Origin of the sequence: Mucilaginibacter paludis DSM 18603, assembly GCF_000166195.2 — a bacterium.
Classification (GTDB): domain Bacteria; phylum Bacteroidota; class Bacteroidia; order Sphingobacteriales; family Sphingobacteriaceae; genus Mucilaginibacter; species Mucilaginibacter paludis.
In genome coordinates this window covers 309,486-324,174 of sequence record NZ_CM001403.1, presented here as the reverse complement: position 1 = coordinate 324,174, position 14,689 = coordinate 309,486, and the positions used below count along the sequence as shown (strand labels likewise).

Sequence of the window (14,689 nt, the reverse complement as noted above, 5' to 3'; positions counted from 1 at the left end):
CATTATCAATGTAATACGAAAAAAAGTGGCAGCCCGTGCGATTCCCCTCTCGAGAGCATAGCCGTCAATTTAAGTAGCTGTACTCATATATTGTTGATTTTCAGTTATTTAATTTTTAGGCGCGGTTTGCCCGCATGGGCAAACCTATGTATTTTTACTCTCATATTTTTCGTTTTTTAAGGCGGGGAGGTTTAGATGACCCCGCCTTTCTTATTTTTGTTTAACTATCTAAATATAGTATTTAAATATCTAATAATCAAATACTTATTACAATTTCTTCTATTTTTAACCTATGTTTTCTGTGCTCTTTTGAAAGGTGCTTTAAGTTTAATTTCTCCAACAGAGCTAACCACTTTGAGCATATCCCTAAAAGCTGCGCTCGCAATTCTTCTTTCGTAGAAGCGATTAGTCGATGCACCTTTAAAACACTAATTTGACCTATCTTACCGATAGCCATGCATATTTTCCAACTCAAAACTGCCCAGATCAACTTACTGTATAATATACTGGTTATACGATCCGAACTTCCTTTGGGGAACGTGTGTATCTTTAAAAACGACTTCCATGCTTTAAAAACCAATTCTATCTGCCATCGCAGGTGATATAACTTTTGGATCAATTCAGCGCTATATTTTTCGCTCACCAGGTTGGTAACAATAAAGTTAAACCCTGCCCGCTCTTTGAATCCCTTACTGGTGGTACTGCCTTTCTTTTTATTGTACTTTTCAGTATTGGCTATCCGCCTTGCCTTGAGCTCTTCACTTACCGGTTCTATTATTATCCTTACCGGCATCTTATCAGCTCCGATATATACCTGTTGATCAAATACGCCGGTTATGCCTTGTAGTTTCGACAACTCTAACTTTTGGTATTGGTCGTCCTTTAATAGATAAATCGTTGTTTTCGGACATAATTTATTAATAAAGAAAGCTTTGACTTTGTTAATATTGTTCATATAACTCAAGTGAGTGTAACCCAGATCTCTCATATATAATACCCCCGGCTGAATTGATGCCTTGTCCAGATGACTCTCACCCTGGTCATTTGCGTTGGCCGGAGTTACTTTGATATCGCTTTTACCACTTTTGATTTCAAATTCAAATTGTACAGATGCTCCCGCTTTCATCCCACTTCCTTTTGTTCCGGGGAATGTCTCTGCAATAACTTCCGGCAACGCGAAACGGGTAGAATCTTTGATACGGATCTCCAAGCCCTGTGTTTGCTCTTGCGGTAACTCAACTGCTATTAATTGCTCAAAAACGGCTTGTACAAACTTTGTCATATTGCTGTGATGTCTTTGATGCAATGCCTGCTTCGAAATATCAAGCCCATCCCTCCGCATTAACTGCATACTCATGCCGTTAAACGATTGATCTCCATCAAATAACGCCATATCCAATAGTTCCTTGCCTCCCACTTTTCGTTTGCGTTGTATAGCCTCTGTTTTACGGGCCAGGCCATCTAACACCGTTGGTTCAAATAGTTCCGAACTCATTCGCTCGAATAATGACTGCAATTTTGCAGTTCCGATTCTTGCTCTAAAAAAATTTTATCCCTTTTTTTTCTAAAGTTGACGGCTATGCTCTCGAGAGGGGTGGAGGGGTGTGTTCTATGCGAGCGATTATAAAGCGCAGAGATTTATTATAATCTTCTGTTTGCTAGCGTATTGTCGGCTTGGTGCGAATAGATCATCACCTTGTGAGCAATCAATTTTCAACTTAATGATATAGGTAGTAGGTACTACACATATCCGCTGTATGATGCTCCGTTTTTTTAATTCCGCTTATACAAAAGCGAAGAAGTAGCGTACCTACCGGCACGCAAAATCCATTTCGCCAATATTCTACAAAGCTTTAACCCCGATGGGGTTTTACCTAAAAGATGTGCGTATACGGTAGCCTACCGGGGGAGATTATGCACTGTGTGTATTTTTTTGGTGTGCATGAGAGCTTACGCTGTTTAGAGGGGGCTTGTTTTTGGTGTGAATGATTGCTAACGCAGTTTTGTGTTGATACAAATTAACCAAACCCGACCGTAGGGAGCTCATGAACACCTTAAAAAAACAAACAACAGGTGAATAAAATCAAGACTGCCCGATCCCTCCACCCGCGAGGCCCAACCCGGCCCGCAGTGAGGCCTCTACGCACTTTTCCTGGCACCAGAGTAGATCACGAAGTTCCCAAACATCATCCCTGTTTTTTTCGGGCCCCGTATCCTTACTCAGCAAGCCGTATACCACTCTTCCTTCTCTGTTGTATGTATTTTAATTACCCCAGACAGCGCCAGGTTCACGATGATTTTTTGAGCTCCACGGCGGCTGATTTTCAGCAGTTCGCTGTATTCTTTTATATTGATTCTGGGGTTGGCGTCCAGGTACTCCAGCAGGGCTTTCTCTTTGGTGGAGTATTCAATGAGCACGCCATCGCTTTTTGACGATCGCTTTAACACATCAACTACAATTTTGCTGGCCAGGATGCTTTTATCTTTAACGCGGATGTACACCCACCATTTGCCATCTTCGGCGAGGGCGTAATGTGGCTTTTCGTCGCTGGCCTTAATTTCTACCACCAGTACCAGTTTATCATCATAATAAACTTCCTCAAAAATGGGTTCGAGGGCCGGTTTAGCAAACAGGTGCGCCGCCCGGGTAATCATGTAGCGTTCTTCGTCTTCAGATTTTACACCCCTAATGGTACCATCGTCGGCCACGCCTATCAATAAACGGCCACCTTTATTATTGGCGAAGGATACCATGGTGCGGGCAATTTTCTCGCAACTGGTAATCGTCTTTTTAAAATCAAGAGATACGCCTTCTCCATCTAAAATTAACTTCCTGATATTCATAGCGCCTCTCTGTATTCAATTGTTAACCGTATAAGGTGAAAAAATCTCCATCCACCTTTCGGCACGGGTTATAGGAGTAAATCCAAATTGGGCATAGAGCCCGTGAGCATCTGCCGTGGCAAGCATCCAGCGGCGCAGGCCCTGCAGGTCTTCATGTTGTTTAATGGTTTGTATCAGCCATTTAGATAGGCCCAAACCCCTGTATTGCTCTATAATAAACACATCAGCAAGATAAGCAAAAGTCGCTTTATCTGTAACTACTTTTGCAAAACCTATTTGTTTTTGTTGGTAATAAACTCCGAAGCATAAGGCATTGTCTATCGCCTTGCGCAAAACATCCAATTGAATACCCTTAGACCAATACGACTCCTTGTCCAGGTAATTGAAAATCACATCAAAATCGAGCAGGTTATTATCTGTCGAGATCAGGTATCCTTTTTTGATAAAGAAATCATCGTTCATGATGACCATGGCTGTTGGTTAATGGGTTATTTGGTTATTGAGTTATTGTTAGTTTGTTATGGTCATTATTCAGGCTGATTATTGGGTTTGCCAGGGGGCTTGTGGATTACTATTCCGGCGAAGAACCAACAACTCAAACTATCTTACTATTCCCAATAAAGGCAAATAACCAATAGCTAAATAACCCAATAACTACTTATAATGACGTCTATGTAAGTTGATTATCAATGCTGTTTTTTGTGCGTTAATAACCAGTATTCTTAACTGACGGCATCGTCCCGCTCAATCGCCGCGGGAAGGGGCTTGTCACTTTTTGTCTTGATACAAAAAGTAACCAAAAAAATCAAGACTGCCCGAACCTTCCGCCCGCGAGGCCAGCTCCCGGCCCGGCGTGCAGTCAGGCTTTTGCGCGCTTTTACCCTTTGCGCCGAATAGATTCACGAGGTTCAAACGTCATCCCTGTTTTTTTCCGGTTGGCCGGGTCCATTACTTATAATGACGTCTATGTAAGTCATTGATTGTCAATGTTAAATTCTCTACATCATGTCATCCCGACGTGAGGAGGGATCTCCTATGATGAAATATGCAAGGTAAACGAGGCAAAAGGGCTTAAAAAGGGGTTATAACACGTATTGCTTAAATGTTTTTGGTCAAAGCATGGCCCTGTTTGTTTAACTTTCCAGTGCAAATCAAAAGAGGAAACAGGCGCTGCTGAGGAGCAACCTGCCAGCAATATGATTTGCTGAACCACGGATAAAGGCCTCTGTCAAAGGAGGCTTTTTATTTATCCTGTTCACTGAATGGCTAAAAAAACCTTCACGAATTTTTATTTTAATGCGTTGATAAATGACCAGCTAACCTCCTATAAGCAGACACTTTGCAGGCTGCAGGATCGCGTTCAAATTATTTGGATAAAAGGGCAACCGTAACCTTTTGTATAGCAGACACCTTTCGGGCCGCAGATCCCTCGCTTCGGTTTGCCCATTTCATAAAAAAACCAAACCGGCTTTATCAGGCATTCGTCCTTGTGGACTTATTTGACAACCGAAGTTACGTAAGGTTTTTGATTCTTCATAACGAAACGTATCCGGTTGAGCATTTTTTTAGCTATCCTGATGATGGCCTTATTCTTTTTCATTCTTTTGCAAAGGTTATTGAAAGCCAGCGTCATGGCCGGGTCGAGCCTGACAGCTATCCAAGAGGCCTCGATAAGCTTCTCCCGTAATTGGTGATGGGCTCTTTTAGTGAGCCCCAATATGATTTTTTGATCGCCGGAACTATGCATATCCGGCACCAGCCCCCACATATCCACACAAGGCATCCAGGGAATCAAAGCGTTCAATGTCGCCGATCTCTGTAACCAATAATAAGGCGGTAATCTCGCCTATACCGGGGATGGTACGGATCAGTTTTATGATTTGTTGATAACGTGGCTGCCGGGATAAGGCTCTGACTTCCCTGGTGGCTGTGAGTACCATGATACGTGTCTGCTGGTATCCCTGTAGCAGAATATCCAGGTTGATCCGGGCCGATGGAGGTAAGCAAAGGGCCTTGAGCAGGCAGATATAGTGATTCGACCAGTATTTATCCGTGTCTACCGCCACTGACTGATCCTGGAAGTTGAGCCATCCTTTTATTCGGTTCTTATAGCGTGTCTGATCTTTGATCATTTGCTGGTAAACACGGATAATACCGCGGTCATCCTGTTGCTCGATGCCAGGCACGAAGATACCTTTCAGGGCTCCTTCACTTAATGTTTTACTGAGTTTCCGGCAATCGACCGTATCTGATTTGCGCTGCTTTTCCTTGTCTGTCAGCGGGACATCGGCAGGATTTACGACGATGCAGGACATCCCCAGCTCACTAAACTGTCGCTGATAGCCAAAGCCGCAAAAACCGGCTTCGTAAACGAGCCTGTAATCGGCCGAAGGATAGTTCTGTTGTAGATGCCCGCTTAAGGCCTTAGGTGAAGGTTCCTGGGAAAACGTCTTTAGCTCCATATGGGTGCTGCGAAGGCTGACCTTCCAGGACTTCTTGTGGACATCTATGCCAACAAAAATAGTTTGTCCGCTAAAATCTAATTGTGTACCTTGTTTCATGAGTTCTTGGTTTAAAGTGTTTGTTAATGGTTCACTATTAAGCTACAACCTTTTTTTCAAGAACTCTTTTACATCATCTATCGAACCATTTCATACATACGACCTTTTGCGCGCGATAAGTATGCAGCATATCGGGTGCGCTGATTGTCAATCGCTTATTTTGCTTCGATAATCAGTATTCTTAACTTAGAACATCGGCCCGCTCAGTCGCCGCGGGAAGGGCTGTTACGTTATTCACTATTGTTTGTTTTTTGGTGTGAATGATTGCTACCGCAATTTGTCTTGACACAAAAGTAACCAATACCGACCGTAGGGAGCTCATGAACACCTTAAAAAAAACAAACAACAGGTGAATAACGTCAAGACTGCCCGATCCTTCCACCCGCAGGCCAGCTCCCGGCCCGGCGTGCAGTCGGGGCCTTTGCGCACTTTTCCTATCTGCGCTTGGTACTCTATAAGGTTCAAGCGTCATCCCTATTTTTTGCCGGTTGGCCGGGTCTATTACTTGTAATGACGGTGATCATTATTCATGCTGATTATTGGGTTTGCAAGGGTTTGTCGATTACTATTCCCTGTAAAGTTAAGGCGAAGAACCAACAACTCAAACTATCTTACTATTCTCAATAAAGGCAAATAGCCAATAACCCATTAACTCAATAACTAATAAATCAATACGCTATCGTTCTGTTTTCGCCGATGTGCAGGTTCCGGATGTAAACTTCATTCATTACAGAAACACAGAGTTCGCCATCTTTGTTATACATCTCGATGGGGAATGCTTTTACAAATTTACCCGTGGTATTTAAAATTTCTTCGGCTTCGGCAATTTCTTCTTCTGTGATCTTAATTTTGAAATACAGATTGGTACGGCCCGGTTTTAAATATTGTATCTGTGCCGATTTAAGCCACACGCGTACCTTAAAACCCCGGCGCTGCAAAATCTGGTCGAACAGTAAAGCGTAAAACGGATCGGCCCCGGCAAAAATGGTTCCGCCAAAAATCGAATCGTTATAGTTTTTGTTGAAAACGCTTTTATTGATCTTTACATCAACGGATGTAAAACCCTTCCCGAATTTTTGTACCCAGATGCGCTGAAAAAACAAGGGCGGATATAAACGCATGGCCCATTTAAGTGTGTTTTCGGATACTACCATTTCATAAAATGTGCAAATGTATTTATATACAAATATGCGTTTTTTTTATGTGCAAATGTGAGGATGAGGAAATGTGCAAATGTGGGAATGTGCAAATGTGCGAATGTGGGAATGAGGAAAATGTGCGAATGAGGAAATATGCGAATCTGCAAATGAGAGAAATATGCGAATGTGCAAATGAGGGAAATGCATAAATGAGGAAATGCCCAGACATTCGCATTAAATCTGCACACTTGCACATTTCCTCATTCGCACATTAAAGTTTGCACATTTCCTCATTCGCACATTTGCTCATGTTTATTCAAATTGAACGCTCCAGATCATTATCTTTTTATCATCACTTACTGATGCCAGTTTACTGCCATTATCAAACCAGGCCAGTTTATTGATAGATAGCGGGTGGGCGGGATATCCCTTTTCGCGGCTGATGATTTTGTAAAGCTTAAAATCATCGGCGCCCCAAATTTTAATACTTTTATCCATGCTGGCCGATGCAAAGTATGGCGCAGTAGGGTGGAAGGCGATGTTGTTAACGGCAAACAGATGTGCCGGGATGTTTTTGATTAAGGTATAGCTAACGGTATCCCATATTTTAATTTGAGCATCGCGTGAGCCCGAAACAAGGTAAGCCCCGTCTGGCGAATATTGCAGGGCAAATACCGCCATGGTATGCCCATCAATTACGTGTAGCAAGGTGTAATCTTCCAGGTCGTAGATGCGGATCATATTGTCGCGGCAACCAAAAGCTACCCGTTTTTCATCCGGCGAAATGGCTATCGAACGAACGGTATCCCCGGATACCTGGATGGTATGCAGCAATTGTAACGACTCGAGGCTCCATATCGAAACGGTGCCATCCTCTGAGGCCACCAGCAATTCTTTTTTGCCGCTAAGCGATTTGAGGTCGAAAATGGGCTTGTTATGATGTTGAAGCGGTGGCAACAGTTGTTGCTTGATGAAATCGAAAATCATCACCGTGCCGTTGCGCAAACCGGCAAACATAAGCGGATACCCGGCCGGGCAATGGATGGCGTAAACAGAAGCCGGAACCGCAAACATCACTTTGATAAACAAATTATCTTTCAGGCTCCATTCAACCAGGCCTTTATCGTTCCCTCCGGTAAATAATATCCCCGGTTTTTGCGAGAGTTCCAGCGTAAATACAGGATTGGCATGGCCGGATAATTCTGCTATTTTTTCTACTGTTATCATGAGTGGCTTTAATAGTTGTCGGGTTAGTATCAATTGTTTGTTAATGGGCACCTCCCCTTAAAAATTTGACAGTTTGCAATTATACAATTAAATGTATTCATCCACCACGCGCCATTACGGATGAAGCAATCTTTACACAGGCATAGCAGCTTTATCAGTAAGCGTGGCAATTGCTTTGCCGGTTTTGCTACCTGTAACAAGTTTTTTGGTAAGCCAGGCATCACCCAAGCATACCGCGGTACCAATAACTACCCCTCATAAACCACACGCTCATTCTCCAGCCTGCCAACGCCATTTTTAATTGTTTTATCAATAGCTTGTAGCATGGCGTTCTCCACGTTACTGCCTATACGGGCGTAGCCAAATAATTTGGAAGCTTCTTTCACCAGGTCGGTTTTGCTGAGGCTGATCTGGTTGCGCAGAATATCTTTAATGCCGTTGGCTACCTCGTGCAGGGGCAGGTCGTCGGCTTCGCGCTTTTGGGCCTCGGTATGGGCCACGCGGTAAAAGTGGTATTGATCGGGATGATGATCGTGCTTCCAGAAAATGGTTTTGGCGCCATCGGTGGTTTGCTTTAAATCAAGTTCGTGGAACAGCACCTCAAAATGATTGCTCACCCGCGCGCCCATCCTGCTGATCGACCATCCGGCCAGCACCCGCTTAGCCAGCAGGTTTTTGCTGATGGGCGATTCTACACGCAGCACCTGCGCAATCTGCGCCTTAATTTTGGCGCGGTTGCCCTGTAAAAAAAACTCCTCGGTCGATGCTGTCACCACAAACTCTACCGTGGCCACCTCATATAAGTGCCTGTAAGGGCTCACCGGAACCGTGCCCGGCGATAAATCAATCGTTATCGTCTCCTCAATTTCCACTTCCAGTTCCTCTTCCTCTTGCGGCAGAGGGGTATCGCTCAGGTCAAGTTTAGGTTCGGGTGCTATGCCCTGTTCGGCATGGTGTATGGCCTCCATAATTTCGGCTATTACCTTGCCTGGGTTTTCCCACCACTCGGTACTCCATACCTTGTACACGTTCCAGCCCAGCGTTTTAAGTACCCCAACCTGCACAATTTCGCGGTCGCTTGATGTGCGGGCGTTGTAATATGTTTCGCCATCGCCCAGCAGGGCCAGTAAATACTGCGCCGGGTTTTGCGGGTTAACAATACCCAGGTCAATTTTATAAGCCGAGCAGCCAATATGCGTATGCACCTCGTAGCCATGCTGGCGTATCTCGGCAGCTAATAGCTCCTCAAATCCCTGGCCCTGGTTGCTGCCGTTAAGGGCGCGGAGGGGCAGTGCCTGTTTTCCCTTTTCGGCGTAAGCCAAAAAAGCCTTTAAACCGGCTACACCTTCCGAGCTGGTTCGGTTCAGGTCAATCTGGTCCGAGGTTAAAGTGGCAAACACCTTCATCTCGTAACGCGCGCGTGTTACAGCTACGTTTAAGCGCCGCCAGCCGCCATCGCGGTTAATGGGGCCAAAGTTTAGGCTCACGCGGCCGTTTTCGTCGGGGCCGTATCCTATCGAAAATAAAATCACATCGCGCTCATCACCCTGTACATTTTCCAGGTTTTTAATAAAAATGGGCTCCTCGCCATCCATAGCAATCTTTTCCAGGTCGGGCCGTAACTGGAAAACCTCCGTTAGCAAATCCTCTACCAGCGTTTGCTGTACCGAGCTAAAGGTAACCACGCCAATGCTCTTTCGGGCCAGCAACGGGTCCGAAAGGCGTAAAACAATCTCATCAACAATGGCCTTGGCTTCAAAACGGTTTTGGCGGCTTTTGCCCTTATCATAAAATCCCTTCACGTGTACGTATTGCACCTTCGACGAGATATCGTCTGTAGAGGGGAAGGTAAGCAGGTTGTTATCGTAATACTTGGCATTGCTAAAAGCAATCAGGCTTTCGTGCTTGCTGCGGTAGTGCCACAGCAAATGGTGCGACGGCATCGAGAGGGCGAGGCAATCGTCCAGAATGCTTTCCAGGTCTTCCTTCTCAATATTATCCTCATCAATATTATTCGCCGAAAAAAAGCTGGTTGGCGGCATCTGCTTAGGGTCGCCTACCACAATTACGCTATTGCCTCGGGCAATGGCGCCCACGGCCTCGCAGGTAGGCATTTGCGATGCCTCGTCAAACACTACCAAATCAAACTTAGGCGAGCTGGCATCAAAATACTGCGCTACCGATATGGGGCTCATCAGCATACAGGGCGTTAAGCGGGGCAGCAAATTGGGAATGCTATCAAACAACTTGCGGATGGGCATGGCGCGGCCATTATTGCGGATGGTGCGCTGCAACAGCCCCATCTCTGAGCTTTGCGATGCCTCCTGACTAAAGGATGGTATTTTAGCCGCCAGCCGGGCATACAGCTCATCGCGGGTTTGCTGCTCAAAGCTCAGGCTCAGCTCGCGGAAGCGTTTAATTTTTCCCTCAAAAAGCTCGCTGTTAAAGGTGGCCAGCTGCGGGCTCAGGGCAATAATATGCTCGGCTGCCGATTTATAGAGGCCCTTTTTATAAGCAGTCAGCAAGTTGGTGTTTTTAATTTCGCCCGTTTCATAAGCGGTAATCAGCGGGGCCAGGCCGGCTTCAAGGGCGGCAGTTTTAATCTGGTGGTAGTGGTACCAATCCTTCAGTAAGTCCAGGCCTTGCAGCCATTCATCGCATTGGGTTACTAAGTTGTTAATCCAGTTACCAGGCAGGTTATCGGTAACGGAGTAGTCAATCATCAGCAGGCGCAGTAAACCGGCTTCGCACTGTTTCAGCTGGTTAAAAAGCGCCAAAAACTGCTTCAGCTCACTGTCGTGGGCCGATAAGTATGCCTGGCTGCCCTCGGCAATCAGGCCGGCAAATTTACTGCGCCAATCCTTCAGTAAGGGCAGCCCCAGTGCTTTAGCTACCAGCCGGTTAAGCTGGATGTAAGTGTTGCTCACCTGTATCAGATTTTGCCAGTCGCAATTGCCGCTTTGCCATAAAAAGCCAAGCAGGCCGGGCAAAAACGTGGCCTCGTCAATCAACTGCTGTTCGGCCTGGCAGGCTATAATGTTTTGCAGTATCGCCGGTATGTGCTCATCTTCCACAGTGCCGGTGGTGGCAAGTTGTTTAAGGGTTTTCGCTATCGCGCGATGTTGGAGCCAGCGGGGCAAAAACCATTTTTCGGATGCCATGTTCCACTCCGTCAGCGTTCGCGCGGCGGGGTAAGTTAAAATATCGCGGGTAAATTGTTGCAACAACTGTTGCCTTAATACATCGCGCTGCTGGCCGTGGGCGGCAAGGCCAATCACCTGCGCCAGCGTTTGTTCTATCGATTCGGCCTGTATAAACGATGGGGGAGAATCCGGTAGGCTTTGCAGTAAGCGGGCTATCTCGGCCAGTAAAAGCACCTGCTCTTCGCTCTGTATAGCACCGTCCAGTTGTAGCAGGGCGCTAACCCGGTTTACGGCAGTGCCAAACTGCAGCAGCACGGCTTTAAACTGCTCAATAAGCTGTTTGGCTTCTGTTTTAAGCTGGGGCGTATAAGTTTCGGGCCGCATGGCGCGCAGCGGGTGGGTAGCCGGGGCGCTTACCGCCATCACAATGCTTTGCAATTGCCCGGTAATGTCGTCCCAGGTATGCAGTTTATCCTCGTTCAGCTTTTCAATTAAACTGGCCTGGAAATAAACTTCGCCACCGGGCGTACCCGACAACCGCACATAGCCCGAAAACAGATCGAATAACGAATAGCCTATCGGGTGTTTTTGGTGCAGGGCCTCCACGTAGGTATTCAGGTCAGACCGTACGCCGAACAACCGGTCGGCCGTAGAGGTGAAATATTCGGGAGCAGGCTTTTTTACGGCCATGGTGGCCCTTTTCAATTGCTCCAGCACTTCAGATTTTTTCGACTTGTTGGAGTGCAGCTCCAAACAAAAATTGCCTATGCCGATGGCCTGCAGGCGGCTCTCCACCACCTCGAGGGCGGCTTTTTTTGAGGCCACAAATAGTACTCTTTTGCCCGCGTACAGCGCGTTGGCAATAATATTGGTAATCGTTTGCGATTTGCCGGTACCCGGCGGCCCGTGCAGCACAAAGCTTTTGCCCTGCCCCGAGCTTACTATGGCCTGTAATTGAGATGAATCGGTACTAATGGGCAGGGCAATGCTTTCGGGGTGTAAATCAGCATCAGAGATGCTGCCGCCCGACAGGTCATCCACAAGCGATTGTTCCAGCCTGCCCGAAATCAGGCTGGCCACCACATCGTTTTTAGCCAGTTCGCCGGCATTGTTGTGGATATCGTTCCAGAGGATAAACTTACTGAACGAGAAGGTGCCTAATATAGCCTGCTCCTCCACATCCCAGCGGGCCTTGGTCATGATGCTTTGGCGGATGATGTTGAAAATCGTTCTTACATCCACCCCGCTTTCGTCCTTCGGCAATACATCCAGCCCGCCAATGGTAATACCAAAATCCTGCCGCAGCATTTCAAGCAGGGTAATGTTCACCATCGTTTCTTCCTCGCGGTTGCGTATAATGTAGCCGCTCTTGGCCGTTTTGCGTACAATCTCAACCGGCATTAATAAAATAGGCGCAAAGCGGGGCCGCTCGCTGGCCTCGGTTTCGTACCATTTAAGCAGGCCCAGGCCAATGTATAAGGTATTGGCGCCATTCTCTTCCATCGACAGGCGCGATGCCCGGTACAGCGCCGTCAGGCTGTAATTTAAATCAGCCTCGTTCAAATAAGTGCGCAGGCGCTGGTGCGTCAGTTCGTGGCGTACCAGCTCGGCCACCGGGTCGGTAGCGTGTATGGCCTGGTAAATACCCACATCGCGCAGCGTATTGTCCCAGTCGGCAGGTTTACCCAGCACCTGAAACTCCTTTCCATCCGCCAGGGCATCTTCCAGTTTAGCCAAACTCACGGTTAAAAACTGGATGGCGCTTTTGGTTAGGCGCGTGTTAAGCAAATTATTGCGCAACGTTAAATCAAGCAGTTTGCGTTCCCACAGGCGCTGTTTTGATAGGTCAATGTGGTTAACACTCACCAGCTTTTGGCCCACTACAATATCTTCGGGTAAAAAATTAGTTTGGTTGGTTTTAAAATCGTCGGCCTTAATTTCCCAGCCGGTAGGGGTGGCTATGCGCAGCGGCAGGGGCCTTATGCCGCCAAAGCGCGCCCTTTTAACATCCATAAACAGGTGGAAGTTATCCGTGTTCAGCATTTTGCTTTCGGCCAGGCGCACGGCCTCGTCAAAGGGCACACGCTTGCCGGCATTCATGCAGGTACACTCTAAAATAGCAATATCGTTAATGCCCTGGGCGGTGCGTTTGCTAATCAGCGATGGGTCGTCGTTAACCGGGTCCGCAAACGATTCATCAATCAGCCAGGCCCCCGCAAAGGCATGGCCTTTTACAATCATCACCAGCGGATGGATGCCCACCGCCTCTAAACAGGCGGCGTATAGCAGCGATAGGTCGAGGCAATTGGCCAGCCTTTGCGATAATATGGCATCGCTCAGGCGCACCCGCTGCCCGCTCTCTTCAAAGCTGGCCGGTACCGAAACATAAATCAGTTCCATATCGGCAATAGCCTCGTAAATGGCGGCCATCTGCTTACGCACCCGGTCGGGGTTGCGGCTCTGGTATTCGTCAAATGATGGGCTGCCTGTCCACTTAGCCAGTATAGCCGCCGCATTGCGGATAATCTGCGGAATTTCGGGGTGATTCGGCGTTATAAACGCCGCAAGCATTTCGGGCAGCAAGCCAACGCCGTTCCACTGGTCGTAAGCCAGCAGGTCAACATCGTAACGGTTTTCAAACAGGGTTTGGCCGGCAGCAAGTACCGTTAAGGTAAACCTGCCTGTTAGGCGCTCGGTTAGTTCGGCCAAAAATTTCGGCGAAACATCAATCCGCACACTCTCAAACGCCCAGGCATCACCGACCCTCAAGATATCAACTGGCTGCACCCAGCTAAGGGCAAAGCCCGGTTCGGATGTGATTTGTATGCTTAGGTTATTTAAATCAGCCTGGCTTATATTCCTGATAACTAACTCTCTAACAACAGGAACATGGTTTTGCTGCATGGCAAAATTAATCACAGGCGCTAAAACAAAATCTACGGCTATTACAGGTACGTTTACACTATTCATAATCGACCTTAAATTAGGAATATTTTTTTGTTGTTAAAGTGCTTGGAAAGTTATTGGTTATTAGGTGTATTGATTTAGCAGTTATTGGGTGTATTGAGTTATTGGTTATCAGGTGTATTGATTTATTAGTTATTGGGGGTATTGAGTATTGAGTTATTGACAGGGAAGGCGTTATTAATTATTGCACCATAAGTTAAACCATTTGTTATCCATCCTATGGCTCCGCGGTAGGTTTGGCAAATTTAAAAAGTTATCAAAACCGAAGTTTGCCGGTTTAACCAATTATAATTTTTGCTGCTCACCATCACTATGCCTAATTTATAAACCATTAACCCAATAAAAAATAATCAATCAGGGCGTTGCCTCCGGCCCGCGCTATCCGCTTATACTACACATGGCCTTAGCCACGGGCCGGTATCCGCTACTATCGCTAACGCAGCAGTGGGGCTATAAATCGGGTTGATGATCAAGCCAATGCAAGAAGGATAGCCCCTACGGGGCAAAATTTGCTGCTGTTTTTTTTGCTACAAACAGGTAGCCCCTACCGGGGCAGATTGTCCTGATGGGAGTGCCGGGCATGGCTGATCAATCGTATACCATGTCATCTGGAGGAGTCTTCTATACACGATAATTCTGCAACAGACCGGGCATGTGCAGGGTTTTGATCCGTTATGATCAGGTGTTCCGCGACATTTGTCGGCGAGAGCTTTGACAACTTTTAAAAAGTTGTCAAAGCTGATTGAAGGCGATCTGTACGCGAATAGTATGCTTTTGCTTATCATCCAAATCCCTCCATGCGTCTGGC

8 protein-coding genes are annotated in these 14,689 nt (G+C 46.6%); all 8 read right to left on the bottom strand.

Translation table 11 applies throughout. The annotated features are described in order from the left end of the window. Window positions 1-256 precede the first annotated feature (256 nt). The 8 genes from MUCPA_RS01240 to MUCPA_RS01205 all read right to left on the bottom strand — a co-directional run bounded on the left by MUCPA_RS01240 (window position 257) and on the right by MUCPA_RS01205 (window position 13,884). Window positions 257-1,495, bottom strand: coding sequence for an IS4 family transposase (locus tag MUCPA_RS01240; RefSeq protein WP_008503844.1), 1,239 nt, complete (start codon window positions 1,493-1,495; stop codon window positions 257-259). A gap of 725 nt (window positions 1,496-2,220) precedes the next feature. Beyond that, complete coding sequence (locus MUCPA_RS01235) at window positions 2,221-2,844, bottom strand: AlbA family DNA-binding domain-containing protein (protein WP_008503996.1); 624 nt, start codon at window positions 2,842-2,844, stop codon at window positions 2,221-2,223. A 15-nt stretch (window positions 2,845-2,859) separates the two neighbouring features. Then, on the bottom strand, window positions 2,860-3,315 hold the full coding sequence (locus MUCPA_RS01230; RefSeq protein ID WP_008503995.1) for a GNAT family N-acetyltransferase: 456 nt from the start codon (window positions 3,313-3,315) through the stop codon (window positions 2,860-2,862). Between the two features lie 1,024 nt (window positions 3,316-4,339). Continuing rightward, window positions 4,340-4,591 (bottom strand): hypothetical protein, encoded by a 252-nt coding sequence (locus tag MUCPA_RS39140; protein ID WP_233276783.1) that lies wholly within the window; start codon window positions 4,589-4,591, stop codon window positions 4,340-4,342. Further along, window positions 4,584-5,405: an IS110 family transposase gene (locus MUCPA_RS01225; protein WP_050981999.1), complete on the bottom strand. Its 822-nt coding sequence runs from the start codon at window positions 5,403-5,405 to the stop codon at window positions 4,584-4,586. Before MUCPA_RS01225 ends, MUCPA_RS39140 begins: the two co-directional genes overlap by 8 nt. Before the next feature lie 668 nt (window positions 5,406-6,073). Then, window positions 6,074-6,559: a DUF4442 domain-containing protein gene (locus MUCPA_RS01215; RefSeq protein ID WP_008503992.1), complete on the bottom strand. Its 486-nt coding sequence runs from the start codon at window positions 6,557-6,559 to the stop codon at window positions 6,074-6,076. A gap of 297 nt (window positions 6,560-6,856) precedes the next feature. Beyond that, the gene (locus tag MUCPA_RS01210) at window positions 6,857-7,771 is read right to left on the bottom strand and encodes a WD40 repeat domain-containing protein (protein ID WP_008503991.1); all 915 of its coding nucleotides are present in this window, start codon (window positions 7,769-7,771) and stop codon (window positions 6,857-6,859) included. Between the two features lie 248 nt (window positions 7,772-8,019). Continuing rightward, window positions 8,020-13,884 (bottom strand): DUF3320 domain-containing protein, encoded by a 5,865-nt coding sequence (locus MUCPA_RS01205; protein ID WP_008503990.1) that lies wholly within the window; start codon window positions 13,882-13,884, stop codon window positions 8,020-8,022. Window positions 13,885-14,689 lie beyond the last annotated feature (805 nt).

Excerpts from the sequence above, each read along its gene's own strand:
- MUCPA_RS01240 (WP_008503844.1), bottom strand. The coding sequence starts at position 1,495 with ATGAGTTCGGAACTATTTGAACCAACGGTGTTAGATGGCCTGGCCCGT.
- MUCPA_RS01235 (WP_008503996.1), bottom strand. The coding sequence starts at position 2,844 with ATGAATATCAGGAAGTTAATTTTAGATGGAGAAGGCGTATCTCTTGAT.
- MUCPA_RS01230 (WP_008503995.1), bottom strand. The coding sequence starts at position 3,315 with ATGGTCATCATGAACGATGATTTCTTTATCAAAAAAGGATACCTGATC.
- MUCPA_RS39140 (WP_233276783.1), bottom strand. The coding sequence starts at position 4,591 with ATGCATAGTTCCGGCGATCAAAAAATCATATTGGGGCTCACTAAAAGA.
- MUCPA_RS01225 (WP_050981999.1), bottom strand. The coding sequence starts at position 5,405 with ATGAAACAAGGTACACAATTAGATTTTAGCGGACAAACTATTTTTGTT.
- MUCPA_RS01215 (WP_008503992.1), bottom strand. The coding sequence starts at position 6,559 with ATGGTAGTATCCGAAAACACACTTAAATGGGCCATGCGTTTATATCCG.
- MUCPA_RS01210 (WP_008503991.1), bottom strand. The coding sequence starts at position 7,771 with ATGATAACAGTAGAAAAAATAGCAGAATTATCCGGCCATGCCAATCCT.
- MUCPA_RS01205 (WP_008503990.1), bottom strand. The coding sequence starts at position 13,884 with ATGAATAGTGTAAACGTACCTGTAATAGCCGTAGATTTTGTTTTAGCG.